The following is a 24,913-nucleotide window of genomic DNA, read 5'->3' on the forward strand; positions in this document are numbered from 1 at the left end:
TTCCTTTCTATCTATCAGTCATTCACAAAACAGTGGGGGGAAAACCTGAGTAATCCCTAAGCCGAAGCAGCATCCGACGTGCGCGGGATCGTGTCGTCGGCGCGCAGGGTGAAAATCTCGTAGCCGGTTTCGGTGACCAGCAGGGTGTGCTCCCACTGGGCCGAGAGTTTGCGGTCCTTGGTGATGGCGGTCCAGCCGTCGCCCAGCACCTTGGTGTCGGCCTTGCCCTGGTTGATCATCGGCTCGATGGTGAAGGTCATGCCGGCCTTGAGTTCCATGCCGGTGCCGGCGCGGCCGTAATGCAGGATCTGCGGCTCTTCATGGAATACGGTGCCGATGCCGTGGCCGCAGAACTCGCGTACCACCGAAAAGCCGTTCTTTTCGGCGTGCTTCTGGATCACTTCACCGATATCGCCCAGGCGGCAGCCTGGCTTGACGATCTCGATAGCCTTGTACATGCATTCCTGGGTCACCTGGGACAGGCGCTCGGCCCAGACCGGCACGTTGCCGACGTGGAACATGCGACTGGTGTCGCCGAAGTAGCGGTCCTTGATCACGGTGACGTCGATGTTCAGGGTGTCGCCGTCCTTCAACGGCTTGTCACCCGGGATCCCGTGGCACACCACGTGGTTGACCGAGGTGCAGATCGACTTGGGAAAGCCTTTGTAGTTCAGTGGGGCCGGGATGGCCTTTTGCACATTGACGATATAGTCATGGCAGATCTGGTTCAGTTCTTCGGTGGTGACGCCGGGCTTGACGTGTTCGGCGATCATTTCCAGCACGTCGGCGGCCAGTTTGCCGGCGATGCGCATGCCGGCGATGTCTTCGGCGGTTTTCAAACTAACGGTCATACAGGCTCTCTCTAGCGCGACGCGCTGAAATCAATACGGTTTACGGGCGTGCGACACTTCGCACAGGCCACAAAAAAACGCGATTCTAACAGACGCGGGCGACAAACCATGAGCCCCTAACGATCGCTTCTCTCTATAGAGTGGGGGTATATCGGCGCCATTCAAAGGGTTGGCGCAAGGAAGCTTGCGGCAAATGTGATTGCGGGTTCCGTTTTCGCCCTTGCTGTGGTATAAAATGCGCCGCTTTCCGGGGATGCCCTGCAGAGCTTAAATCCACACACGTGTCGACACGATGACCTGGGTGCCGGAGGCCTTGAAGCCGCTGGTTGGTCATTGGGATACGTGGAGGCCAAACCCGACTTATTAAGGAACTATCATGTCCCAAGTCAACATGCGCGATATGCTGAAGGCCGGTGTGCACTTCGGTCACCAGACCCGTTACTGGAACCCGAAAATGGGTAAGTACATTTTCGGCGCGCGTAACAAGATCCACATTATCAACCTTGAAAAAACCCTGCCAATGTTCAACGAAGCTTTGACTTTCGTAGAGCGCCTGGCCCAGGGCAAAAACAAGATCCTGTTCGTCGGCACCAAGCGTTCCGCTGGCAAGATCGTTGCTGAAGAAGCAGCACGTTGCGGTTCGCCGTACGTCGATCACCGCTGGTTGGGCGGCATGCTGACCAACTTCAAAACCATCCGTGCTTCCATCAAGCGTCTGCGTGACCTTGAAGTGCAAGCCGAAGACGGTACTTTCGCCAAGCTGACCAAGAAAGAGGCGCTGATGCGCACTCGCGACCTGGAAAAGCTCGATCGTTCCCTGGGTGGTATCAAGGACATGGGCGGTCTGCCTGACGCACTGTTCGTTATCGACGTTGATCACGAGCGCATCGCGATCACCGAAGCCAACAAGCTGGGCATCCCTGTTATCGGCGTAGTCGATACCAACAGCAGCCCGGATGGCGTTGACTACATCATCCCAGGCAACGATGACGCAATCCGCGCTATCCAGCTGTACATGGGTTCGATGGCTGACGCTGTAATCCGTGGTCGCAACCACGTTGCTGGTGGTACCGAGCAGTTCGTTGAAGAAGCTCCGGTAGCCGCAGCTGAGTAATTGACGCCCTGGCGTTGACTCAGTAAGCAAAAAGGGGGCTTGGCCCCCTTTTTGCCACCTCGAAAACCATTTGTTGGCGCCCACTTGTGGCGGCGCATCGTTGCTCTGTAACGTGCAGCAGCCTACAACGGATATTCGGGAAGAATTGATCCCCCGTTCGATCGGGTGGAATGGTTGAAAACCTATCCAAGAGGAATTTGAAAATGGCAGCAATTACTGCAGCGTTGGTTAAAGAACTGCGTGAGCGTACCGGCGAAGGCATGATGGATTGCAAGAAGGCCCTGGAAAAGGCCGACGGCGACATCGAAAAAGCCATTGACGACATGCGTGCTTCCGGCGCCATCAAGGCCGCCAAGAAAGCAGGCAACGTGGCTGCTGAAGGCGCCATCGCATTGAAAGAAGACGGCAAGTCCGCGGTACTGCTGGAAGTGAACTCGCAGACTGACTTCCTGGCTCTGCAGGACGACTTCAAGGCATTTGTTGCCGCCAGCGTTGAAAAAGCGTTCGCCGACAAACTGACTGACGCCGCTCCGCTGATCGAAGCTCAAGAAGCTGATCGCCTGGTACTGGTCGGCAAGGTTGGCGAAAACGTCAACATCCGTCGCCTGGTGCGCGTTGAAGGTGACGTGGTAGGTGGTTACCTGCACGGCAACAAGATCGGTGTTGCAGTTGTCCTGAAAGGCGGCAACGTTGAACTGGCCAAAGACATCGCTATGCACGTAGCGGCCAGCAACCCTGAGTTCCTGTTGCCTTCGGAAGTTTCTGCCGAAGCGATCGAGCGTGAAAAAGCTGTGTTCCTGCAGCTGAACGAAGAAAAAATCAAAGGCAAGCCAGAAAATATTGTTGAGAACATGGTCAAAGGCCGTATCAGCAAGTTCCTGGCTGAAGCAAGCCTGGTTGAGCAGGCGTTCGTCAAGAACCCTGAAATCAAGGTTGGCGAACTGGCCAAGAAAGCCGGTGCTGAAATCGTTTCCTTCACCTACTTCAAAGTAGGCGACGGTATCGAGAAGCCGGTCGACAACTTCGCCGAAGAAGTTGCTGCCCAGCTGGCTGCCGCCAAGCAATAAGACAGTTTTCAACTGTCGCCCGAAAGAGGCTGCCCGCTCACGCGCGCAGCCTCTTTTCAAATGGGAAAGCGAATTTATTTGGCTTCCCCTCGGAACTGGCTTACAAAGCCGTGTTCCGATGGCGCTGTGATGGCGTCCAGCTAGAGTGAACGCAAGCCGTAAACGGCTCGCCAAGAATTTTTTAAAAAAAACGCCGCAGGAGAGATTCGCAATGGCTCAGCAGGGCAGTGGTTATCAGGCTCGCTATAAACGCATTCTACTCAAGCTCAGCGGCGAGGCCCTGATGGGCTCGGAAGAGTTCGGGATCGACCCCAAGGTACTTGACCGCATGGCGCTCGAAGTCGGCCAACTGGTCGGTATCGGTGTTCAGGTGGGCCTGGTGATCGGTGGTGGCAACCTGTTCCGCGGCGCGGCACTGAGTGCTGCCGGGATGGATCGGGTCACTGGCGACCACATGGGCATGCTGGCCACTGTGATGAACGCCCTGGCCATGCGTGACGCCCTGGAGCGTGCCAATATCTCGGCCATCGTGATGTCGGCTATTTCCATGGTCGGTGTGACCGATCACTACGATCGCCGCAAAGCCATGCGCCACCTGAACGCCAAGGAAGTGGTGATCTTTGCCGCGGGCACCGGTAACCCGTTCTTCACCACCGATTCGGCCGCATGCCTGCGTGCTATCGAAATCGACGCAGACGTGGTGTTGAAGGCGACCAAGGTGGATGGCGTATACACTGCAGATCCATTCAAAGACCCGCATGCCGAGAAGTTCGATCATCTGACCTACGATGAAGTGCTGGATCGCAAGCTGGGTGTGATGGACCTGACGGCTATCTGCCTGTGCCGCGACCACAAGATGCCGCTGCGCGTATTTAACATGAACAAGCCCGGCGCCCTGCTGAATATCGTACACGGCGGCGCAGAAGGGACTCTGATCGAGGAAGGCCAACAATGATCAACGAAATCAAGAAAGACGCCCAAGCGCGTATGCAGAAATCCCTGGAGTCTCTGAGCCACGCATTCGGCCAGATTCGTACCGGCAAGGCGCACCCGAGCATCCTGGGCAGCGTGATGGTGCCCTACTACGGCTCGGACACCTCCATTACTCAGGTGGCCAACATCACCGTAAAAGACTCGCGCACCCTGCAGGTCGTGGCCTTCGAGCGCAACATGCTCGCGGCGGTCGACAAAGCTATCCAGAGTGCCGGCTTGAACCTCAACCCGACCAACCTGGGCGAGTTGTTGTTGATTTCCATGCCTGCCCTGACCGAGGAGACCCGCAAGGGCTTCACCAAGCAGGCGCGCAGCGCGGCGGAAGATGCACGGGTTGCCGTGCGTAACATCCGTCGCGATGCCTTGGGTGACCTGAAGAAGCTGGTCAAGGACAAGGAAATCAGCGAAGACGAAGAGCGCCGTGCCGTTGCCGATATCGATAAGCTGACCAAGGATGCGGAGGCCCAGATCACCAAGGCCACCGAAGAAAAAGAAAAGGACCTGATGGCCGTATAAGGGGTCAGGACGCCTTCATGGAAAAGACCAAGCAGACTGTGCCCTCTGTGGTGCCGCGCCATGTCGCGATCATCATGGATGGGAATAATCGCTGGGCGAAAAAACGCTTTATGCCCGGTGTTGCCGGGCATAAAGCGGGTGTCGATGCGGTGCGCGCTGTCATCGAAGTGTGCGCCGAGGCCAAGGTCGAAGTGCTGACGCTGTTTGCCTTTTCCAGCGAGAACTGGCAGCGGCCCGCCGAAGAAGTGAGTGCCTTGATGGACCTGTTCTTCAAGGCGCTGCGGCGCGAAGCCAAGCGCCTCAATGACAACGGCATCAGCCTGCGCATCATTGGTGACCGTTCCCGGTTCCATCCGGAGCTGCAGGCAGCCATGCGTGAAGCCGAGGCTATCACGGCCGGCAGCAACCGTTTCGTGCTGCAAATCGCGGCCAACTACGGCGGCCAATGGGATATCGCCCAGGCTGCGCAGCGACTGGCCCGCGAAGTGCAGGCCGGTCATTTGCGGCCAGACGACATCACGCCCGAATTGCTGCAAACCTGCCTGGTGACCGGCGACCTGCCGTTGCCGGACTTGTGCATCCGTACCGGTGGTGAGCACCGCATCAGCAATTTCCTGCTGTGGCAGCTAGCCTATACCGAGTTGTATTTCTCCGACCTGTTCTGGCCGGACTTCAAACACGATGCCATGCGCAATGCGCTGGCCGATTTCGCTTCCCGTCAGCGTCGCTTCGGTAAAACGAGCGAGCAGATCGAAGCTGGAGCCCGGGTTTAAATGCTTAAACAACGAATCATCACAGCACTGATCCTGCTGCCGATTGCCTTGTGTGGTTTTTTCCTGCTCGAGGGTTCCGGCTTTGCACTGTTCATCGGCCTGGTGGTAACCCTCGGCGCATGGGAATGGGCGCGTCTGGCGGGCTTGAGCGACCAGTTGCCACGCGTGGCGTACGCCGCGATCGTCGCGCTGTTGCTGTTCCTGATGTACATCCTGCCCGATATCGCGCCCTGGGTGCTGGGGGCGTCGGTACTGTGGTGGGCATTGGCGACGTTCCTGGTGCTGACCTATCCACGCACCAGCGGTCAATGGTCCAGTGTGGCCTGCAAGTTGGTGATTGGCTTGCTGATCCTGCTGCCGGCCTGGCAAGGCTTGGTGGAAATCAAGCGTTTCCCGAATGGCAACGAATTGATCCTTGCGGTCATGGTGCTGGTCTGGGGCGCTGACATTGGTGCCTACTTCTCAGGCCGTGCCTTCGGCAAGCGTAAGCTGGCGCCGGCCGTCAGCCCAGGCAAGAGCTGGGAAGGCGTATACGGCGGGCTGGCCTTGACGCTGCTGATTGCGCTGGCGGTCGGTGGGTGGCGCGACTGGTCGGTGAAAGAGATTTTCCTGGCCTTGTTGGGGACGGCCGTCGTGGTATTCATTTCGGTGGTGGGCGACCTCACCGAGAGCATGTTCAAGCGCCAGGCCGGGATCAAGGACAGCAGCAACCTGCTGCCAGGTCACGGTGGTGTGCTGGACCGTATCGACAGCCTCACCGCCGCGTTGCCGATCTTTGCCGTGTTGCTGTGGATGATCGCTTCGTGAGCCGCCTGCAGCAGGTCACCGTGCTTGGAGCGACGGGCTCGGTCGGGCTGAGCAGCCTGGATGTCATCGCCCGTCACCCTGATCGTTACCAGGTGTTCGCCCTGACCGGCTTTACGCGCATGAATGAACTGCTGGCGTTATGCGTGCGTCATTCGCCGCGCTTTGCCGTGGTGCCGCAGGTCGCTGCCGCGCGAAGCCTGCAGGATGATCTGCGGGCCGCCGGCCTTGCCACCCAGGTGCTGGTGGGCGAGGAGGGGCTGTGCCAGGTGTCTGCGGACGCCGAAGTGGATACGGTCGTGGCAGCTATTGTCGGCGCAGCGGGTTTGCGCCCGACACTGGCTGCCGTCGATGCGGGCAAGAAAATCCTGCTGGCCAATAAAGAAGCGCTGGTCATGTCCGGCGCGCTCTTTATGCAGGCCGTGCGCAGGAGCGGGGCGGTCCTGTTACCCCTGGACAGCGAGCACAACGCGATCTTCCAGTGCATGCCCGCTGATTTTGCCCGCGGCCTGGGCCAGGTCGGCGTGCGCCGGATTTTGCTGACGGCGTCCGGTGGTCCCTTCCGGCAGACTCCGGTGGATGATCTGGAGCATGTGTCGCCCGACCAGGCGTGCGCGCACCCGAACTGGTCCATGGGGCGCAAAATCTCCGTGGATTCGGCGAGCATGATGAACAAAGGGCTGGAGCTGATCGAAGCGTGCTGGTTGTTCGATGCGCGGCCTGATCAGGTGGAGGTGGTGATTCACCCGCAAAGTGTGATTCATTCCCTGGTGGATTACGTGGACGGCTCGGTACTGGCGCAATTGGGCAACCCGGATATGCGCACGCCGATCGCCAATGCCTTGGCTTGGCCGGAGCGGATTGATTCCGGTGTGGCGCCATTGGACCTATTTGCCATCGCGCGCCTGGATTTCCAGGCGCCGGACGAACAGCGCTTCCCGTGCCTGCGTCTGGCCCGGCAAGCAGCTGAGGCGGGCAACAGTGCGCCAGCCATGCTCAATGCAGCCAATGAAGTGGCCGTGGCGGCGTTTCTCGAACGGCGCATCCGCTTTCCGCAGATCGCGAGTATCATCGAGGACGTTCTGGATTCTGAGCCGGTTGTGGCTGTGGATGACCTGGGGGCCGTGTTCGAGGCCGATACAAAGGCTCGGGCCCTGGCCGAGCAATGGCTGGGCCGCAACGCGCGTCAGGCTGTAGGCGGGTAAGCGCCTTCAGGCATTGGATTGAAATGCGGAGAAATTAGATGAGTGCGCTCTACATGATTGTCGGCACCCTGGTTGCTCTGGGTGTGCTGGTTACCTTCCACGAATTCGGCCACTTCTGGGTGGCGCGTCGTTGCGGCGTCAAGGTATTGCGCTTTTCCGTCGGTTTCGGCATGCCGCTGGTCCGCTGGCATGATCGTCAGGGTACCGAGTTCGTGATTGCAGCCATCCCGCTGGGTGGCTATGTGAAGATGCTCGATGAGCGCGAAGGCGAAGTGCCTGCGGACCAGTTGGATCAATCCTTCAACCGCAAGACCGTTCGTCAGCGCATCGCCATCGTCGCTGCCGGCCCGATTGCCAATTTCCTGTTGGCAATGGTGTTCTTCTGGGTCCTTGCCATGCTGGGCAGCCAGCAAGTGCGTCCGGTCATCGGTGCGGTCGAGACGGGCAGTATGGCGGCCAAGGCCGGGCTGCTGGCAGGGCAGGAAATTGTTTCGATTGATGGCGAGCCCACCACGGGTTGGGGCGCGGTCAATTTGCAGTTGGTGCGGCGACTGGGTGAGAGCGGCACTGTCAATGTGGTGGTGCGTGAGCCGGATTCCAGTGCCGAAAGCCCGCGTGAGCTGGCCTTGGACCATTGGCTTCAAGGCGCTGACGAGCCGGATCCGATCAAGTCCCTGGGCATCCGTCCGTGGCGTCCGGCGTTGCCGCCGGTACTCGCCGAGCTGGACCCTAAAGGCCCGGCCCAGGCCGCAGGCCTGAAAACCGGCGACCGGCTGTTGGCCCTTGACGGCCAGGCGCTGGGCGATTGGCAGCAAGTGGTCGACCTGGTACGTGTACGCCCTGATACGAAAATTGTGCTGAAAGTTGAGCGCGAAGGTGCTCAAATCGACGTCCCTGTAACTTTGTCGGTGCGTGGTGAGGCCAAGGCTGCCGGGGGTTACCTGGGTGCCGGGGTCAAAGGTGTCGAGTGGCCGCCATCGATGGTGCGAGAGATCAGCTTCGGGCCGTTGGCAGCGATTGGCGAGGGTGCTAAACGCACTTGGACCATGAGCGTGCTGACCCTCGAATCCCTGAAGAAAATGTTGTTCGGCGAGCTCTCGGTAAAAAACTTGAGTGGACCGATAACCATTGCTAAAGTGGCGGGCGCTTCTGCCCAGTCGGGTGTCGCGGATTTCTTGAATTTCCTGGCTTATCTGAGTATCAGCCTTGGAGTTCTGAATTTGCTGCCCATTCCAGTATTGGATGGGGGGCATCTGCTGTTTTATCTGGTCGAGTGGGTGCGTGGTCGCCCCTTGTCGGATCGGGTGCAGGGTTGGGGGATACAGATCGGTATCAGTTTGGTGGTCGGAGTGATGTTGTTAGCTCTGGTCAACGATCTGGGACGACTGTAACGCTTCGCTGAATTGCGAATCTGCCGCATTTTGCGGCAGTTTGTTTATTGCCAGTTGGAATAAGAAAGGACTTCATGAAACGTCTGCTGCTAACTGCGGTTCTCACCGTATTGATGATCGCCGAAGTTCACGCCGAGTCCTTCACCATCTCCGATATTCGCGTCAACGGCCTCCAGCGGGTTTCCGCGGGTAGCGTCTTTGGTGCCTTGCCGTTGAACGTCGGGGAACAGGCTGATGACCGTCGCCTGGTGGAATCCACTCGTGCGCTGTTCAAAACCGGGTTCTTTCAAGATATCCAACTGGGTCGCGAAGGCAACGTCCTGGTCATCACCGTCGTCGAGCGGCCTTCCGTCGCGAGCATCACGATCGAAGGTAACAAGGCCATCTCCACTGAAGACCTGATGAAGGGGTTGAAGCAGTCGGGCCTGGCCGAGGGTGAAATCTTCCAGCGCGCCACCCTTGAAGGTGTGCGTAACGAGCTGCAACGCCAGTACGTTGCCCAGGGCCGCTACTCGGCAAGCGTGGAGACGGAAGTCATCCCGCAGCCGCGTAACCGGGTAGGCCTGAAGGTCAATATCAACGAAGGCACCGTGGCGGCCATCCAGCACATCAACGTGGTGGGCAACACCAAGTTCGCGGATGAAGACCTGATCGACCTGTTCGAACTCAAGACCACCAACTGGTTGTCGTTCTTCAAGAACGATGACAAGTACGCCCGTGAAAAACTGTCCGGTGACCTGGAACGCCTGCGCTCCTACTATCTGGACCGTGGCTACATCAACATGGACATCGCTTCGACCCAGGTGTCCATCACCCCGGACAAGAAGCACGTCTACATTACCGTCAACGTTAACGAAGGCGAGAAGTACAAGGTTCGTGACGTCAAGCTCAGCGGTGACTTGAAGGTGCCTGAAGACCAGGTCAAGTCCCTGTTGCTGGTCCAGAAAGACCAGGTGTTCTCGCGCAAGCTGATGACCACCACCTCGGAGCTGATTACCCGTCGCCTGGGTAACGAAGGCTATACCTTCGCCAACGTCAACGGCGTGCCGACCCCGAACGATGAAGACCACACCGTGGACATCACCTTCGTCGTCGATCCGGGCAAGCGTGCCTACGTCAACCGCATCAACTTCCGTGGCAACACCAAGTCCTCGGACGAAGTGCTGCGTCGTGAAATGCGCCAGATGGAAGGCGGTTGGGCGTCGACTTACCTGATCGACCAATCCAAGACCCGTCTTGAGCGCCTGGGCTTCTTCAAGGAAGTCAACGTCGAAACTCCGGCCGTACCGGGTGTGGATGACCAGGTCGACGTGAACTACGCCGTTGAAGAGCAAGCCTCGGGTTCGATCACCGCCAGCGTCGGTTTTGCACAGAGCGCGGGTTTGATCCTGGGTGGTTCCATCACCCAGAACAACTTCCTCGGTACCGGTAACCGTGTATCCATCGGCCTGACCCGAAGCGAATACCAGAGCCGATACAACTTCGGCTACACCGACCCCTACTGGACTGCAGATGGTGTGAGCCTGGGCTACAACGCCTTCTACCGCACCACCGACTACAAAGACCTCGACGTCGACGTTGCAAGCTATGCGATCGACAGCCTCGGTGCCGGCGTCAACGTGGGTTATCCGATCAGTGAGACCTCGCGCCTGACCTTCGGCCTGACCGCGCAGCAGGATGAGATCAAGACCGGTGTGTACACCGTGGATGAAATTTTCGACTTCACCCGTCGTGAAGGCGACAAGTTCCTGAACTTCAAGGCGTCTGCCGGCTGGTCCGAGTCGACCCTGAACAAAGGCGTACTCGCGACCCGTGGCCATTCCCAGAGCCTGACTGCGGAAGTCACTACGCCGGGCAGCGACCTGTCGTTCTTCAAGCTCGACTACCGTGGCCAGTTGTTCCAGCCGTTGAGCGATAACTACACCATGCGCCTGCACACCGAGCTGGGCTATGGCGACGGCTATGGTTCGACCAATGGCTTGCCGTTCTATGAGAACTACTATGCGGGCGGTTTCAACTCGGTACGTGGCTTCAAGGACAGCACCTTGGGTCCTCGTGGTACGCCGAGTCGTGGTCAAGCGTTTACTGGTAACCAGGGCACGCAGCCTGACTCGGACAACGACCCGCTTCCGTTCGGTGGTAACGTGCTGATCCAGGGTGGTGCGGAGATTCTGTTCCCGCTGCCGTTCGTCAAGGACCAGCGTTCCCTGCGCACCTCGGTCTTCTGGGACGTGGGTAACGTGTTCGACTCCAAGTGCGAGCAGATCAAAAACCCAAGTGGCTTGAAGTCCAACACCCAGTGCAACGATGTGAGCCTGAGCAATATGGCCAGCTCCGTCGGTGTGGGTGTGACCTGGGTGACTGCGTTGGGCCCGTTGAGCTTTGCTCTGGCCATGCCGATCAAGAAACCGGATAACGCTGAAACCCAGATTTTCCAATTCTCCCTTGGCCAGACGTTCTAAGCGTCTGACCTAAGATAACGACAACGGATTCTGTAGGAGTACATCGTGCGTAAGTTGACTCAATTGGTCCTGCTGGCCACTGTGCTGGTAACCACCCCGGCCTTCGCCGAAATGAAAATCGCCGTGCTGAACTATCAGATGGCCCTGCTGGAATCTGACGCGGCCAAGAAGTACGCCGTGGATGCAGAAAAGAAATTCGGTCCGCAACTGACCAAGCTCAAAACTCTGGAAAGCAGTGCCAAAGGCATCCAGGACCGTCTGGTCGCCGGTGGTGACAAGATGCAGCAAGGCGAGCGCGAGCGTCTGGAGCTTGAATTCAAGCAAAAGGCCCGTGACTACCAGTTCCAATCCAAGGAACTGAACGAAGCCAAAGCAGTTGCTGACCGCGAAATGCTCAAGCAGCTCAAGCCGAAACTCGACAGCGCTGTGGAAGAAGTCATCAAGAAGGGTGCCTTTGACCTGGTGTTCGAGCGTGGCGCCGTGATTGACGTCAAGCCTCAATACGACATCACCCGCCAGGTGATCGAGCGCATGAATCAGCTGAAGTAAACCATGACCGCGACCATCAAGCTCGGCGAGTTGGCCGAGTTCCTGGGGGCCACCTTGCGTGGTTCCCCGGAGAGAGACATTACTGGGCTAGCCACCTTGCAGGAGGCTGGCCCAGCTCAGTTGAGCTTCCTCGCAAATCCTCAATACCGTAAATACCTGGTCGATTGCCAAGCCGCAGCCGTGTTGCTGAAGGCCGCGGACGCCGAAGGGTTTATCGGGGATGCGCTGGTAGTGGACGACCCCTACCTGTGCTACGCGAAAGCATCGCACCTGTTCGATCCCAAGCCTAAGGCGGCTGGCGGTATTCACCCGTCAGCGGTGATCGCCGAGGATGCCCAGGTCGACCCTGCGGCCAGCATTGGCGCCTTTGCCGTGATCGAGAGTGGCGCCCGTATTGGCGCTGGCGTCACCGTCGGCGCGCATTGTTTTATCGGCGCGCGTTGCGTAATCGGTGCCGATGGCTGGTTGGCTCCTCGCGTTACCCTTTACCACGATGTGCGTATTGGGCAGCGGGTGGTCATTCAGTCGGGCGCGGTAATTGGCGGTGAGGGCTTCGGCTTTGCCAACGCCAAGGGTGTCTGGCACAAGATCGCCCAGGTGGGCGGCGTGTTGATCGGCGATGACGTAGAGATCGGTGTCAACACCGCTGTCGATCGCGGGGCCCTGGCCGATACCGTGATTGGCAACGGCGTGAAGCTCGACAACCAGATTCAGATTGCCCACAACGTGCAGATTGGCGATCACACCGCCATGGCTGCCTGCGTGGGGATTTCCGGCAGCACCAAAATCGGCAAGCATTGCATGCTCGCCGGTGGCGTGGGGCTGGTGGGGCATATCGATATTTGCGACAACGTCTTCATCACCGGCATGACCATGGTCACTCACTCGATTACCGAGCCAGGGGCTTATTCATCCGGTACCGCCATGCAGCCAGCGGCTGAATGGCGCAAGAGCGCAGCACGTCTGAGGCAGCTCGACGACATGGCGCGACGTCTCAAACAGCTGGAAAAGCGTGTTGCAGACGTGACCCCTGGCGGTAATGCTTCATCAGAAGGCTGATACCATTTCCATATCAAGTGTGCACAGCCGCTAGACTGCCTCCTTGATTTGCTAGCGGGGCGTGCTTTTAGTCCGCCCGCCCCCAATCTTTATTACAGGCTTCCCCCCGAAATGATGGACATCAACGAGATTCGCGAATACCTGCCTCACCGTTACCCGTTCCTGCTGGTGGATCGTGTAGTGGACCTCAATGTTGAGGAAAAGCGCATTCGTGCCTACAAGAATGTCAGCATCAACGAACCGTTTTTCAATGGCCACTTTCCTGCGCATCCCATCATGCCGGGCGTGTTGATCATCGAAGCAATGGCCCAGGCTGCCGGTATCCTTGGTTTCAAAATGCTCGACCTCAAGCCTGCCGACGGCACGCTTTACTATTTCGTGGGCTCCGACAAGTTGCGTTTTCGCAATCCGGTCACCCCGGGTGACCAGTTGATCCTGGAAGCCAAGTTCATCAGCTGCAAGCGCCAGATCTGGAAGTTCGAATGCCAGGCTTCGGTGGATGGCAAGCCGGTGTGCTCTGCCGAGATCATCTGCGCGGAACGCAAACTATGAGTTTGATTGACCCTCGCGCAATCATCGATCCGTCGGCCGTACTGGCCGCCGACGTTGAGGTCGGCCCTTGGTCGATCGTCGGCGCAGGTGTGGAAATCGGCGAGGGGACTGTCATCGGGCCGCACGTGATCCTTAAGGGTCCGACCCGCATTGGCAAACACAATCGTATCTACCAGTTTTCCTCGGTAGGGGAAGACACGCCGGACATGAAGTACAAGGGTGAAGAAACGCGCCTGGTAATCGGTGACCACAACATCATCCGTGAAGGCGTGACCATTCACCGCGGCACCGTGCAGGATCGGGCCGAGACCACGCTGGGGGATCACAACCTGGTGATGGCCTATGCCCATATCGGCCACGACAGCGTGATCGGCAACCACTGCATCCTGGTCAACAACACCGCTTTGGCCGGGCATGTGCATGTGGACGACTGGGCGATCCTGTCCGGTTTCACCCTGGTGCACCAATATTGCCATATCGGCGCCCACAGCTTTTCCGGCATGGGCACCGCCATCGGCAAGGATGTCCCTGCATTCGTCACGGTGTTCGGCAACCCTGCCGAAGCCCGCAGCATGAATTTTGAAGGGATGCGCCGTCGCGGCTTCAGCGACGACGCGATCCAAGCCCTGCGCCGCGCCTACAAGACGGTTTACCGTCAAGGGCTGACGGTTGAGCAGGCCCTGACCGAACTGGCCGAGCCGGCAGCGTCGTTCCCGGAAGTCGCGGTGTTTCGTGACTCGATCCAGGCGTCGACTCGCGGCATCACCCGCTGACCATGGCCAAGTTGCGTATCGCACTGGTCGCCGGCGAAGCTTCCGGCGATATTCTCGGCGCCGGCCTGATGCGGGCCCTCAAGGTCCAGCACCCGACCATCGAATTTATTGGCGTCGGTGGTCCGCTGATGCAGGCCGAAGGCCTCACCTCCTACTTTCCGATGGAGCGCCTGTCGGTCATGGGTTTGGTAGAAGTACTGGGGCGCCTGCGTGAGTTGCTCGCGCGTCGCAAGCTACTGATCAAGACGTTGATCGAAGAAAAGCCCGACGTCTTTATCGGTATCGATGCCCCGGACTTCACCCTCAACATTGAACTCAAGTTGCGCCAAGCCGGGATCAAGACGGTGCACTATGTCAGCCCGTCCGTGTGGGCGTGGCGGCAAAAGCGCGTGCTGAAGATTCGTGAAGGCTGCGACTTGATGCTGACCCTGCTGCCGTTCGAAGCGCGGTTCTACGAAGAGAAGGGCGTGCCGGTGCGGTTTGTCGGGCATACCCTGGCCGATGCCATTCCTTTGCAGGCCGACCGTGCCGCAGCGCGTACCGAACTGGGGTTGCCCGATGGCCCGCTGGTCGCACTGATGCCGGGTAGCCGGGGCGGTGAAGTCGGGCGCCTGGGCGGCCTGTTCTTTGATGCTGCCGAACGTCTGCAAGCGCTCAAGCCGGGTATTCGGTTTGTGCTGCCGTGCGCCAGCCCGCAGCGTCGCGCACAAATCGAAACACTACTTGAAGGGCGCAACCTACCGTTGACCCTGCTCGACGGTCAGTCGCACCTGGCCCTGGCCGCCTGCGATGCCGTACTGATCGCCTCGGGCACTGCCACCCTGGAAGCCTTGCTGTACAAGCGCCCCATGGTTGTGGCCTATCGCCTGGCGCCGCTGACCTTCTGGATTCTCAAGCGGATGGTCAAGAGCCCGTATATTTCTTTGCCCAATCTGCTGGCCCAACGGTTGTTGGTGCCGGAGTTGTTGCAGGACGATGCTACGCCCCAGGCACTTGCACAGACCCTGCTACCCTTGATTGACGGTGGCGAAGAGCAGACCCGTGGTTTCGATGCTATTCATCGCACTCTGCGGCGTGATGCCTCGAACCAGGCGGCTGATGCCGTGTTGAACTTGATCGGCCATAGACAGGAAGCCTTATGAGTACGCAGATGGGCCTGGATTTCAGCCTGGTTGCACAGGCCCACGAACTGGTCGCCGGTGTCGACGAAGTCGGGCGCGGCCCGCTGTGCGGTGCGGTCGTAACGGCGGCGGTGATTCTCGACCCGAACCGTCCGATCCTTGGCCTCAATGACTCGAAAAAGCTCACCGAAGCCCGCCGTGAAAAACTCTATGACGAGATCTGTGAGAAAGCCCTGAGTTGGCATATCGCTCGAGCGGAAGTGGAAGAAATCGATGCGCTGAACATCCTGCACGCCACCATGCTTGCCATGCAGCGTGCGGTTGAAGGGCTGCATATCACGCCCAGGCTGGCGATGATCGACGGCAATCGTTGCCCTCAGCTGGCGATGCGCGCTGAGGCCGTGGTCCAGGGCGACAGCAAGGTGCCGGCGATTGCGGCGGCATCGATTTTGGCCAAGGTCAGCCGCGACCGCGAAATGGCGGCGTTCGACTTGATTTACCCCGGCTACGGCATGGGCGGCCACAAAGGCTACCCGACGCCCGTTCATCTGGAAGCCTTGGCGCGACTCGGCCCCACGCCGATACATCGCCGCTCGTTCGCCCCGGTGCGCCAGGCTTATGAGCTGCGCGAGAGCCTCAGCGAGGTGTAGTCGCGAGGCTGATGTTTTGCTCAAGGCCCGGTACAATCCCGGGCCTTGTTGTTTCCACGTTACTGCACAGGATCACTATGCCGGCTTCATTCGTTCATCTACGCCTGCACACTGAATACTCCCTGGTCGACGGCCTCGTACGGATCAAACCGCTGGTCAAGACCCTGGTGGGCATGAACATGCCAGCGGTAGCGGTTACCGACCAGAACAACATGTGTTCCCTGGTCAAATTCTACAAAAACGCCATGGGCGCAGGTATCAAGCCGATCTGCGGCGCCGACCTGTGGCTGTCCAACAAGGATCCGGATAACCCCCTGAGCCGCATCAGCCTGCTGGCGATGAACGGCGTGGGTTATCGCAACCTGACCGAACTGATTTCCCGTGGCTTCATCGATGGCCAGCGCAACGGCTCGATCATCATCGAGCGCGAGTGGGTCGCACAAGCCAGCGAAGGCTTGATCATGCTCTCGGCCGCCAAAGAGGGCGAGATCGGTATCGCGCTGCTCGGCGGCAACCCGCAGGAAGCCGAAGTGCTCGCCCGCGAGTGGATGCAGGTGTTCCCTGACCGCTTCTACCTGGAAGTGCAGCGCACCAATCGCCCCAACGATGAAGAGCACCTGCACGCCGCCGTGGCCCTGGCCGACAAGCTGGGCGCGCCGCTGGTGGCAACCAACGATGTACGTTTTATCAAGAAGGAAGATTTCGAGGCCCACGAGACCCGCGTATGCATCGGCGAGGGCCGGGCCCTGGATGACCCGCGTCGCTCCAAGAACTACAGCGAAGAGCAGTACCTCAAAAGCGCCGAGGAAATGGCCGAGCTGTTCAGCGACTTGCCCGAGGCTTTGGAAAACTCCGTCGAGATCGCCAAGCGCTGCAATATCGAAGTGAAGCTGGGCAAGCACTTCCTGCCCAACTTCCCGATTCCCGATGGCATGACCATCGACGAATACTTCCGCAAGGTGTCGTTCGACGGCCTGGAAGAGCGGCTCAGCGTGCTGCTGCCCAGGGACACCACCGAAGACTACGAAGCCAAGCGCCAGGTCTACGTCGACCGGCTGAATTTCGAGCTGGATATCATCATCCAGATGGGGTTCCCCGGTTACTTCCTGATCGTGATGGACTTTATCCAGTGGGCCAAGAGCAACGGCGTACCGGTCGGTCCGGGCCGGGGGTCAGGTGCTGGCTCGCTGGTGGCTTACGTGCAGAAGATCACCGACCTCGACCCGTTGGAATATGACCTGCTGTTCGAACGTTTCCTCAACCCGGAACGGGTTTCCATGCCCGACTTCGACGTCGACTTCTGCATGGACGGTCGCGATCGTGTGATCGAATACGTGGCCGAAAAATACGGTCGCAATGCGGTCAGCCAGATCATCACCTTCGGTTCCATGGCGGCCAAGGCGGTTATCCGCGACGTGGCCCGGGTGCAGGGCAAATCCTACGGCCTGGCCGATCGCCTGTCGAAGATGATCCCGTTCGAAGTCGGCATGACCCTGGAAAAAGCCTACGAGCAGGAAGAGATCCTGCGCGACTTTATCAAGGTCGATGAAGAAGCCGCCGAAATCTGGGACATGGCACGCAAGCTCGAAGGCGTGGTGCGTAACGTCGGTAAACACGCCGGTGGCGTGGTGATCGCGCCTACCAAGCTGACCGATTTCTCGCCGATCTACTGCGATGAAGAGGGCGGCGGCCTGGTGACCCAGTTCGACAAGGATGACGTGGAGGCGGCCGGCCTGGTGAAGTTCGACTTCCTCGGCCTGCGCACCTTGACGATCATCGACTGGGCGCTCAAGACCATCAACCGCGACCGCGCCAAGGTCGGCGAGGAACCGCTGGATATTGCCTTTATCCCGCTGGACGACAAGCCGACCTACAGCCTGCTGCAGAAAGCCGAAACCACTGCGGTGTTCCAGCTTGAGTCGCGCGGCATGAAGGAGCTGATCAAAAAGCTCAAGCCCGACTGCCTGGAAGACTTGATCGCACTGGTGGCCTTGTTCCGTCCTGGGCCGCTGCAATCGGGCATGGTGGATGACTTTATCAACCGTAAGCACGGCCGCGCCGAACTGGCGTACCCGCACTCCGACTACCAGTACGAGGGCCTCAAGCCGGTACTGGCGCCCACCTACGGCATCATCCTGTATCAGGAACAGGTGATGCAGATCGCCCAGGTGATGGCGGGTTACACCCTCGGCGGTGCGGACATGCTGCGTCGCGCCATGGGTAAAAAGAAACCCGAAGAAATGGCCAAGCAACGCGGCGGTTTCATCGAGGGCTGCGCCACCAATAATATTGACGCGGACCTGGCCGGTAACATCTTCGACCTGGTAGAGAAATTCGCCGGTTACGGCTTCAACAAATCCCACTCCGCTGCGTACGGCCTGGTGTCGTACCAGACCGCCTGGTTGAAAGCCCACTATCCGGCGCCGTTCATGGCCGCGGTACTCTCGGCGGATATGCACAACACCGACAAGGTCGTGACCTTGATCGAGGAAGTGCGCACCATGAAGCTGCGCCTCGACGCGCCGGACGTGAACGCCTCGGAGTTCAAGTTCACGGTGAACGACGAAGGCCGCATCATTTATGGCCTCGGGGCGATCAAAGGCGTAGGTGAGGGGCCGGTGGAAGCCATCACCGAGGCGCGTCAGGACGGGCCTTTCAAGGATCTGTTCGACTTCTGCGCGCGGGTTGACCTCAAGCGTATCAACAAACGCACCCTCGATGGCCTGATCCGCAGCGGTGCGCTGGACCGTCTCGGCCCGTATTTCCATGATGAGCCGAAGGCTTACCAGGCCAATATCGACCGCAACCGTGCGGTGCTGCTCACCGCCATGGAAGAAGCGATCAAGGCCGCCGAACAGACTGCCCGTACCCATGACAGCGGCCACGCCGACCTGTTTGGCGGACTGTTCGTCGAAGAAGATGCGGATGTGTATGCCAACCACCGCAAGGCCAAGGAGCTGACCCTCAAGGAACGCCTCAAGGGTGAGAAAGACACCTTGGGCCTGTACCTCACGGGTCACCCGATTGACGAGTACGAAGGCGAGATTCGCCGGTTCGCCCGTCAGCGCATCATCGACCTGAAGCCGGCCCGGGATACCCAGACGGTTGCCGGCATGATCATCGCCCTGCGGGTGATGAAAAATAAGAAGGGCGACAAGATGGGTTTCATCACCCTCGACGACCGCTCGGGCCGGATCGAAGCGTCGCTGTTTGCCGACGCGTTCCACTCCGCCCAGTCGCTGCTGCAGACCGACGCCATGGTGGTGGTGGAAGGGGAGGTCAGCAACGACGACTTCTCCGGCGGCCTGCGCCTGCGCATCAAGCGCGTGATGAGCATGGAAGATGCGCGTACCAACCTGGCCGAAAGCCTGCGCCTGAAGGTCAAGACCGAGGCGCTCAAGGGCGATCAGCTACGCTGGTTGGGTGACCTGCTCAAGCGTCACCGTGGTGCGTGCCCGGTGACCATGGAGTACACCGGCAACGACGCCAAGGCCATGTTGCAGTTTGGCGAGACCTGGCGAATCGATCCCGCTGATGGCTTGATTCAAGCATTGCGTGACCAGTTCGGCCGTGACAACGTCTTTCTCCAATACCGCTGATGGCCAGGCGCTTGCTTTTCCCTGAAGAGTATTCGCCTGATCTCGGCCAAACATTTAATCTCGACCTAAACGCGCCTCTCCCTTAAGGTAGGGCGCGAATAGACAACCGGCTGGCCAGGCACCCCTTGGCCGTCGACCCAAGACGGACGCTTATGAACCCGAATTTTCTTGATTTCGAACAGCCGATCGCTGACCTGCAAGCCAAGATCGAAGAGCTGCGCCTGGTCGGCAATGACAATTCGCTGAATATCGGCGATGAGATCGCCCGCCTGCAAGACAAGAGCAGCACGCTCACCGAAGACATTTTCGGCAAGCTGACCAGCTGGCAGATCGCGCGCCTGGCTCGCCACCCGCGCCGTCCGTACACCCTGGACTACATTCAGCACATCTTCACCGAGTTCGACGAGCTGCATGGCGACCGCCATTTCTCCGACGACGCGGCTATCGTGGGCGGCATCGCTCGGCTGGACGACCAGCCAGTGATGGTGATCGGCCATCAGAAAGGCCGTGAAGTGCGCGAAAAAGTGCGTCGCAACTTCGGCATGCCGCGTCCGGAAGGCTACCGCAAGGCTTGCCGCCTGATGGAAATGGCCGAACGCTTCAAGATGCCGATCCTGACCTTCATCGACACCCCGGGTGCCTACCCAGGTATCGATGCCGAAGAGCGCAACCAGAGCGAAGCGATTGCCTGGAACCTGCGCGTCATGGCGCGCCTCAAGACCCCGATTATTGCCACCGTGATCGGTGAAGGCGGTTCCGGCGGTGCACTGGCCATTGGCGTCTGCGACCAACTGAACATGTTGCAGTATTCGACCTACGCGGTGATTTCGCCGGAAGGTTGCGCCTCCATTCTGTGGAAAACCGCCGAAAAGGCGCCGGACGCTGCTGAGGCCATGGGCATCACCGCTGATCGCCTCAAGGGCCTGGGGATCGTTGATAAAGTCATCGCCGAGCCACTGGGCGGCGCGCATCGTGATCCGGCTGCGGCTGCCGCGACTATCCGTGCCGAACTGGGCTCGCAACTGGCGATGCTCAAGAAGCTGGATAACGAAGCGCTGCTGGCCCGTCGTTACGAGCGCCTGATGAGCTACGGTCTCTAAGCCGACGCCGTCACTCAATGTGGGAGGGGGCTTGCCCCCGATAGCGGTGGACCCGTCACTAGATTCGGTGACTGACACTCAGCAATCGGGGGCAAGCCCCCTCCCACATTTGCTTTGTGTATGCTTGGCCAACGTATTCAAGGGTTGCGGCGTTACTATCTGATGAAGCCACTCCTATCCGCCAAGCTCCTGCAAACCCTGGCCCCCTGGCGCAACGCCCCGGCCTGGCATGTCGCATTTTCGGGTGGCCTCGATTCCACCGTCCTGTTGCATCTCTTGGCTTCTCTGACAAACATTCCACCGCTGCGTGCTGTGCATGTTCACCATGGCCTGCAAGCTGCCGCTGACGCCTGGTCAGGTCATTGCCAATCGGTCTGCGACAGCCTGGGCGTGCCCCTGCGGGTCATGCGCGTACAGGTACAGCCCGGCGCCAGCCTTGAACGCGCGGCCCGTGACGCTCGTTATCTGGCCTTTGCCGAGGTGACCGGGGCAGGGGAGGTGCTGTTCACCGGCCAGCATCGCGACGATCAGGCTGAAACCCTGTTGTTCCGCCTGTTGCGCGGCGCCGGGGTGCGTGGGCTTGCGGCAATGCCCGCGCATCGCGCTTTGGCGCAAGGTCATCTGGTGCGCCCGCTGCTGGACGTCACGCGTGTCGAGCTGGAGGCCTACGCCCAGGCACATCATTTACAGTGGATCGAAGACCCTTCGAACGCTGACCCACGTTTCTCCCGTAATTATCTGCGGCACCGCGTCTTCCCGGTGCTGGCGCAGCGCTGGCCTCAAGTGGTGTCAAGCCTGGCCCGCACGGCTGAACATCTGGAACAAGCCCAAGGCTTGCTCGATGAGCTGGCCGCCATGGACCTGCAGCGCGCCGATCATCCCTCGCTGTTTCCCTGGTTGCCTTTGCGCTCCCTGGCCCTTGCGCCCTTGCGCGAGCTTTCCGATGCACGCCAGCGCAATGCACTGCGCCATTGGCTGGCTCCGCTGACCCGCCTACCCGACAGCGACCACTGGGCCGGCTGGCATTCCATGCGCGATGCCAAGAATGATGCGCAGCCCCTATGGCGTCTGGCTGACGGCGAGTTGCACCGCAGCGGCGAGCGCATCTGGTGGCTGCCCTTTACATGGTCGGAATTTTCCGACGCATCGGTGAGCTGGCCCGATCCGCAAAAACCACTGGAGTTACCCGGCAATGGTCAGTTGAAATTCATTGGCGAGGCGCCTCAAGGTCCGCTGGAAATCCGCTACCGCCAGGGTGGCGAAGTCATCGAAGTGCCAGGTCGCGGCCGGCGCGACCTGAAACGCCTGCTCAATGAGTGCGGCATGCCCGGGTTTGTCCGTGGCAGATTGCCGCTGCTGTATCGGGGCGAGCGATTGCTGGCTGTCCCAACCCTCGCGGGGCTATGGGCCAGCACGTCGAACGACTGGCAATTGCATTGGTTGCCACAGACCTGCGATCAAGGTTTGAGCTGATAGAGCCTTTCCGGTAGACTACGCTCCCTTCTTGATACAACTTCTGTGGATTCGCCTGAATCGCAGCAGTTGCCGATTACCAAGCAGTCTTTGCTGGGCGATTCCAAAAAATGTGTAGCGATCAACGTACCGGTGTTCCATTGCTGGTCTGTCACAACGCGGCGGTTTTTTTGAAAGGTGCACTGTGATTAATGCAGGTGATCGGGGGCTTCGGCCTCTCTTCGCTTTCCCCGGCGGCTCGTACCGCTTTAACGCAGACTTCTAGGGTTTTTCATGACGCGCTACATATTCGTCACGGGCGGTGTTGTTTCTTCATTGGGGAAAGGCATTGCCTCCGCTTCATTGGCGGCCATCCTGGAGGCGCGGGGGCTTAAAGTCACCATGCTCAAGCTGGACCCGTACATCAACGTCGATCCGGGCACCATGAGCCCGTTCCAGCACGGTGAAGTGTTCGTCACCCATGACGGCGCCGAGACTGACCTGGACCTGGGCCACTACGAGCGGTTCATCCGCACGACCATGACCCAGAACAACAACTTCACCACCGGCCGTGTCTACGAGCACGTGCTGCGCAAGGAGCGCCGTGGTGATTACCTGGGTGCAACCATCCAGGTGATCCCGCACATCACCGACGAAATCAAGCGCCGCATCATCAAGGGTGCAGGCGATGCCGACGTGGCGATGGTCGAGATCGGTGGCACCGTGGGTGACATTGAATCCCAACCGTTCCTCGAAGCCATTCGCCAGTTGCGTTTCGAAGTCGGCGCCAAGCGCGCGATGCTGATGCACCTCACCCTGGTGCCGTACATCGCCACTGCCGGCGAAACCAAAACCAAGCCAACCCAGCACTCGGTCAAGGAACTGCGTTCCATTGGCCTGCAGCCGGACGTGCTGGTCTGCCGCTCCGATCATCCGATCGATATTTCCTCGCGTCGCAAAATCGCGCAGTTCACCAACGTTGAAGAACGTGCGGTGATCGCCCTGGAAGACGCCGACACCATCTACAAGATCCCGGGCATCCTGCATTCCCAGGGCCTGGATGATTTTGTGGTCGAGCGTTTCGGCCTGCAGTGCAACGGCGCGGACCTGTCCGAGTGGGAAGCCGTGGTCGACGCCAAGCTCAACCCTGAGCATGAAGTCACCATCGCCATGGTCGGCAAGTACATGGAACTGCTCGACGCGTACAAATCCTTGATCGAAGCGATGAGTCACGCCGGCATCAGCAATCGTACCAAGGTCAACCTGCGCTACATCGATTCCGAAGACATCGAGAACCAGGGCACCGCGCTGCTCGAAGGCGTGGACGCGATCCTCGTTCCCGGCGGTTTCGGCCTGCGTGGCGTGGAAGGCAAGATCACCGCCGTGCAATACGCTCGCGAGAACAAGGTGCCCTACCTGGGTATCTGCCTGGGCATGCAAGTGGCCGTCATCGAGTTCGCTCGTAACGTGCTGGGCTGGAAAGACGCCAACTCCACCGAGTTCGATCACACCAGCGGCCACCCGGTCGTTGGCCTGATCACCGAGTGGGAAGACGCCACCGGTGCCGTCGAAACCCGTACCGAAGCCTCCGACCTGGGCGGCACCATGCGCCTGGGCGCACAGGACTGCCTGCTGGAAGCCGGTTCGCTGGTCCACGACTGCTACGGCAAGGACGTGATCGTCGAGCGTCACCGTCACCGCTACGAAGTGAACAACAACCTGCTGCCGCAGATCAAAGAAGCGGGCCTGAAGATTTCCGGCCGCTCCGGCGACGGCAAGCTGGTTGAAGTGGTCGAGGCACCGGATCATCCGTGGTTCGTGGCCTGCCAGTTCCACCCTGAGTTCACCTCGACGCCGCGCGACGGTCACCCGCTGTTCAGCGGTTTCGTCAAAGCGGCACTGACGCAACATCAGAAGAAGGCATAACCCTGATGGCCCAGAAGATCATTCGCGTAGGCGACATCGAGATTGCCAACGACAAGCCCATGGTGCTGTTCGGCGGCATGAACGTACTGGAAAGCCGCGACATGGCGATGCAGGTCTGTGAAGAGTACGTGCGGGTTACCCAGAAGTTGGGGATCCCCTATGTATTCAAGGCCAGCTTCGACAAGGCCAACCGTTCGTCCGTGACCTCCTATCGCGGCCCGGGCCTTGAGGAAGGCATGCGGATCTTCCAGGACATCAAGCAAGCCTTCGGCGTGCCGATCATCACCGACGTCCACGAGCCCGAGCAGGCTGCCGTGGTCGCCGAGGTGTGCGACATCATCCAGCTGCCGGCCTTCCTGTCGCGCCAGACCGACCTCGTGGTCGCCATGGCCAAGACCGGCGCTGTGATCAATATCAAGAAAGCCCAGTTCCTCGCGCCCCAGGAAATGAAACATATCCTGAGCAAATGCGTGGAAGCGGGTAACGACCAGTTGATCCTGTGCGAGCGTGGTTCGAGCTTCGGCTATAACAACCTCGTGGTGGACATGCTCGGTTTCGGCATCATGAAACAGTTCGAATACCCGGTGTTCTTCGACGTGACCCACGCGCTGCAAATGCCCGGTGGTCGCGCCGACTCCGCCGGCGGTCGCCGTGCCCAGGTGCTGGACCTGGCCAAGGCGGGCATCAGCCAGTCCCTGGCCGGCCTGTTCCTGGAAGCCCACCCGGACCCGGACAACGCCAAGTGCGACGGCCCCTGTGCCCTGCGCCTGGACAAGCTGGAGCCGTTCCTGGCCCAGCTCAAACAGTTGGACGAACTGGTCAAGAGTTTTCCGACGGTAGAGACCGCGTAAGCGTCGTTTCTCCGGTAGAATTTCCCACGCTTTATGCTCAGGCCCCAGGCCTGAGCCTTGTCGTCTGCAAGCCTGCCCTGTTGTTCCACCCTTGCGGTCGGTCAA

General features: G+C 59.6%; 21 protein-coding genes. 20 read left to right on the forward strand and 1 reads right to left on the reverse strand.

What is annotated here, in order from left to right; genetic code table 11:
* Window positions 1-56: 56 nt before the first annotated feature.
* A complete protein-coding gene (gene map / locus C4J86_RS06735) occupies window positions 57-851 on the reverse strand; it encodes a type I methionyl aminopeptidase (protein WP_124361607.1) in 795 nt (264 codons plus the stop codon).
* A 376-nt stretch (window positions 852-1,227) separates the two neighbouring features.
* Between map and rpsB the strand changes: the two genes are divergently transcribed.
* The 20 genes from rpsB to kdsA all read left to right on the forward strand — a co-directional run bounded on the left by rpsB (window position 1,228) and on the right by kdsA (window position 24,808).
* Window positions 1,228-1,965 carry a 30S ribosomal protein S2 gene (gene rpsB, locus C4J86_RS06740; protein WP_048719953.1) on the forward strand — a complete coding sequence of 246 codons (738 nt, stop codon included), beginning with the start codon at window positions 1,228-1,230 and terminating at the stop codon, window positions 1,963-1,965.
* 203 nt (window positions 1,966-2,168) lie between these two features.
* Window positions 2,169-3,032 carry a translation elongation factor Ts gene (gene tsf, locus C4J86_RS06745; RefSeq protein WP_124361608.1) on the forward strand — a complete coding sequence of 288 codons (864 nt, stop codon included), beginning with the start codon at window positions 2,169-2,171 and terminating at the stop codon, window positions 3,030-3,032.
* Between the two features lie 211 nt (window positions 3,033-3,243).
* Entirely contained in the window at window positions 3,244-3,987 is a 744-nt protein-coding gene (pyrH, locus tag C4J86_RS06750; RefSeq protein WP_003172271.1) for a UMP kinase, read from the forward strand.
* Window positions 3,984-4,541, forward strand: coding sequence for a ribosome recycling factor (gene frr / locus C4J86_RS06755; protein WP_124369879.1), 558 nt, complete (start codon window positions 3,984-3,986; stop codon window positions 4,539-4,541). Before pyrH ends, frr begins: the two co-directional genes overlap by 4 nt.
* 17 nt (window positions 4,542-4,558) lie before the next feature.
* Window positions 4,559-5,314, forward strand: a complete 756-nt coding sequence (gene uppS / locus C4J86_RS06760) for a polyprenyl diphosphate synthase (RefSeq protein ID WP_057723202.1) — start codon at window positions 4,559-4,561, stop codon at window positions 5,312-5,314.
* Window positions 5,315-6,121 (forward strand): phosphatidate cytidylyltransferase, encoded by an 807-nt coding sequence (locus tag C4J86_RS06765; protein WP_124369880.1) that lies wholly within the window; start codon window positions 5,315-5,317, stop codon window positions 6,119-6,121. It abuts the gene before it with no gap.
* Window positions 6,118-7,323, forward strand: coding sequence for a 1-deoxy-D-xylulose-5-phosphate reductoisomerase (ispC, locus tag C4J86_RS06770; protein WP_124369881.1), 1,206 nt, complete (start codon window positions 6,118-6,120; stop codon window positions 7,321-7,323). The genes C4J86_RS06765 and ispC overlap by 4 nt, the downstream gene beginning before the upstream one ends.
* A gap of 38 nt (window positions 7,324-7,361) precedes the next feature.
* Window positions 7,362-8,714, forward strand: coding sequence for a sigma E protease regulator RseP (gene rseP / locus C4J86_RS06775; RefSeq protein WP_124369882.1), 1,353 nt, complete (start codon window positions 7,362-7,364; stop codon window positions 8,712-8,714).
* A 74-nt stretch (window positions 8,715-8,788) separates the two neighbouring features.
* On the forward strand, window positions 8,789-11,176 hold the full coding sequence (gene bamA / locus C4J86_RS06780) for an outer membrane protein assembly factor BamA (protein WP_124369883.1): 2,388 nt from the start codon (window positions 8,789-8,791) through the stop codon (window positions 11,174-11,176).
* A 45-nt stretch (window positions 11,177-11,221) separates the two neighbouring features.
* A complete protein-coding gene (locus C4J86_RS06785; protein ID WP_003172279.1) occupies window positions 11,222-11,725 on the forward strand; it encodes an OmpH family outer membrane protein in 504 nt (167 codons plus the stop codon).
* Window positions 11,726-11,728: 3 nt separating this feature from the next.
* Window positions 11,729-12,784 (forward strand): UDP-3-O-(3-hydroxymyristoyl)glucosamine N-acyltransferase, encoded by a 1,056-nt coding sequence (gene lpxD, locus C4J86_RS06790; RefSeq protein ID WP_124369884.1) that lies wholly within the window; start codon window positions 11,729-11,731, stop codon window positions 12,782-12,784.
* A gap of 111 nt (window positions 12,785-12,895) precedes the next feature.
* Window positions 12,896-13,336, forward strand: a complete 441-nt coding sequence (fabZ, locus tag C4J86_RS06795) for a 3-hydroxyacyl-ACP dehydratase FabZ (RefSeq protein WP_003172281.1) — start codon at window positions 12,896-12,898, stop codon at window positions 13,334-13,336.
* Entirely contained in the window at window positions 13,333-14,109 is a 777-nt protein-coding gene (gene lpxA / locus C4J86_RS06800) for an acyl-ACP--UDP-N-acetylglucosamine O-acyltransferase (RefSeq protein WP_124361615.1), read from the forward strand. Before fabZ ends, lpxA begins: the two co-directional genes overlap by 4 nt.
* A gap of 2 nt (window positions 14,110-14,111) precedes the next feature.
* A complete protein-coding gene (gene lpxB / locus C4J86_RS06805; RefSeq protein WP_124366118.1) occupies window positions 14,112-15,251 on the forward strand; it encodes a lipid-A-disaccharide synthase in 1,140 nt (379 codons plus the stop codon).
* Window positions 15,248-15,880: a ribonuclease HII gene (gene rnhB / locus C4J86_RS06810; protein ID WP_124369885.1), complete on the forward strand. Its 633-nt coding sequence runs from the start codon at window positions 15,248-15,250 to the stop codon at window positions 15,878-15,880. Before lpxB ends, rnhB begins: the two co-directional genes overlap by 4 nt.
* Window positions 15,881-15,957: 77 nt before the next feature.
* Complete coding sequence (gene dnaE, locus C4J86_RS06815; RefSeq protein ID WP_124366120.1) at window positions 15,958-19,479, forward strand: DNA polymerase III subunit alpha; 3,522 nt, start codon at window positions 15,958-15,960, stop codon at window positions 19,477-19,479.
* Between the two features lie 152 nt (window positions 19,480-19,631).
* Window positions 19,632-20,579 (forward strand): acetyl-CoA carboxylase carboxyltransferase subunit alpha, encoded by a 948-nt coding sequence (locus tag C4J86_RS06820; RefSeq protein WP_016976871.1) that lies wholly within the window; start codon window positions 19,632-19,634, stop codon window positions 20,577-20,579.
* Between the two features lie 162 nt (window positions 20,580-20,741).
* On the forward strand, window positions 20,742-22,052 hold the full coding sequence (gene tilS / locus C4J86_RS06825) for a tRNA lysidine(34) synthetase TilS (protein ID WP_124369886.1): 1,311 nt from the start codon (window positions 20,742-20,744) through the stop codon (window positions 22,050-22,052).
* A gap of 273 nt (window positions 22,053-22,325) precedes the next feature.
* Window positions 22,326-23,957 carry a CTP synthase gene (locus tag C4J86_RS06830; protein WP_124361620.1) on the forward strand — a complete coding sequence of 544 codons (1,632 nt, stop codon included), beginning with the start codon at window positions 22,326-22,328 and terminating at the stop codon, window positions 23,955-23,957.
* 5 nt (window positions 23,958-23,962) lie between these two features.
* A complete protein-coding gene (gene kdsA / locus C4J86_RS06835; RefSeq protein WP_124366122.1) occupies window positions 23,963-24,808 on the forward strand; it encodes a 3-deoxy-8-phosphooctulonate synthase in 846 nt (281 codons plus the stop codon).
* Window positions 24,809-24,913: the final 105 nt, after the last annotated feature.

It is taken from the genome of Pseudomonas sp. R2-7-07, from assembly GCF_003852355.1.
In the GTDB taxonomy this organism is placed as follows: Bacteria; Pseudomonadota; Gammaproteobacteria; order Pseudomonadales; family Pseudomonadaceae; genus Aquipseudomonas.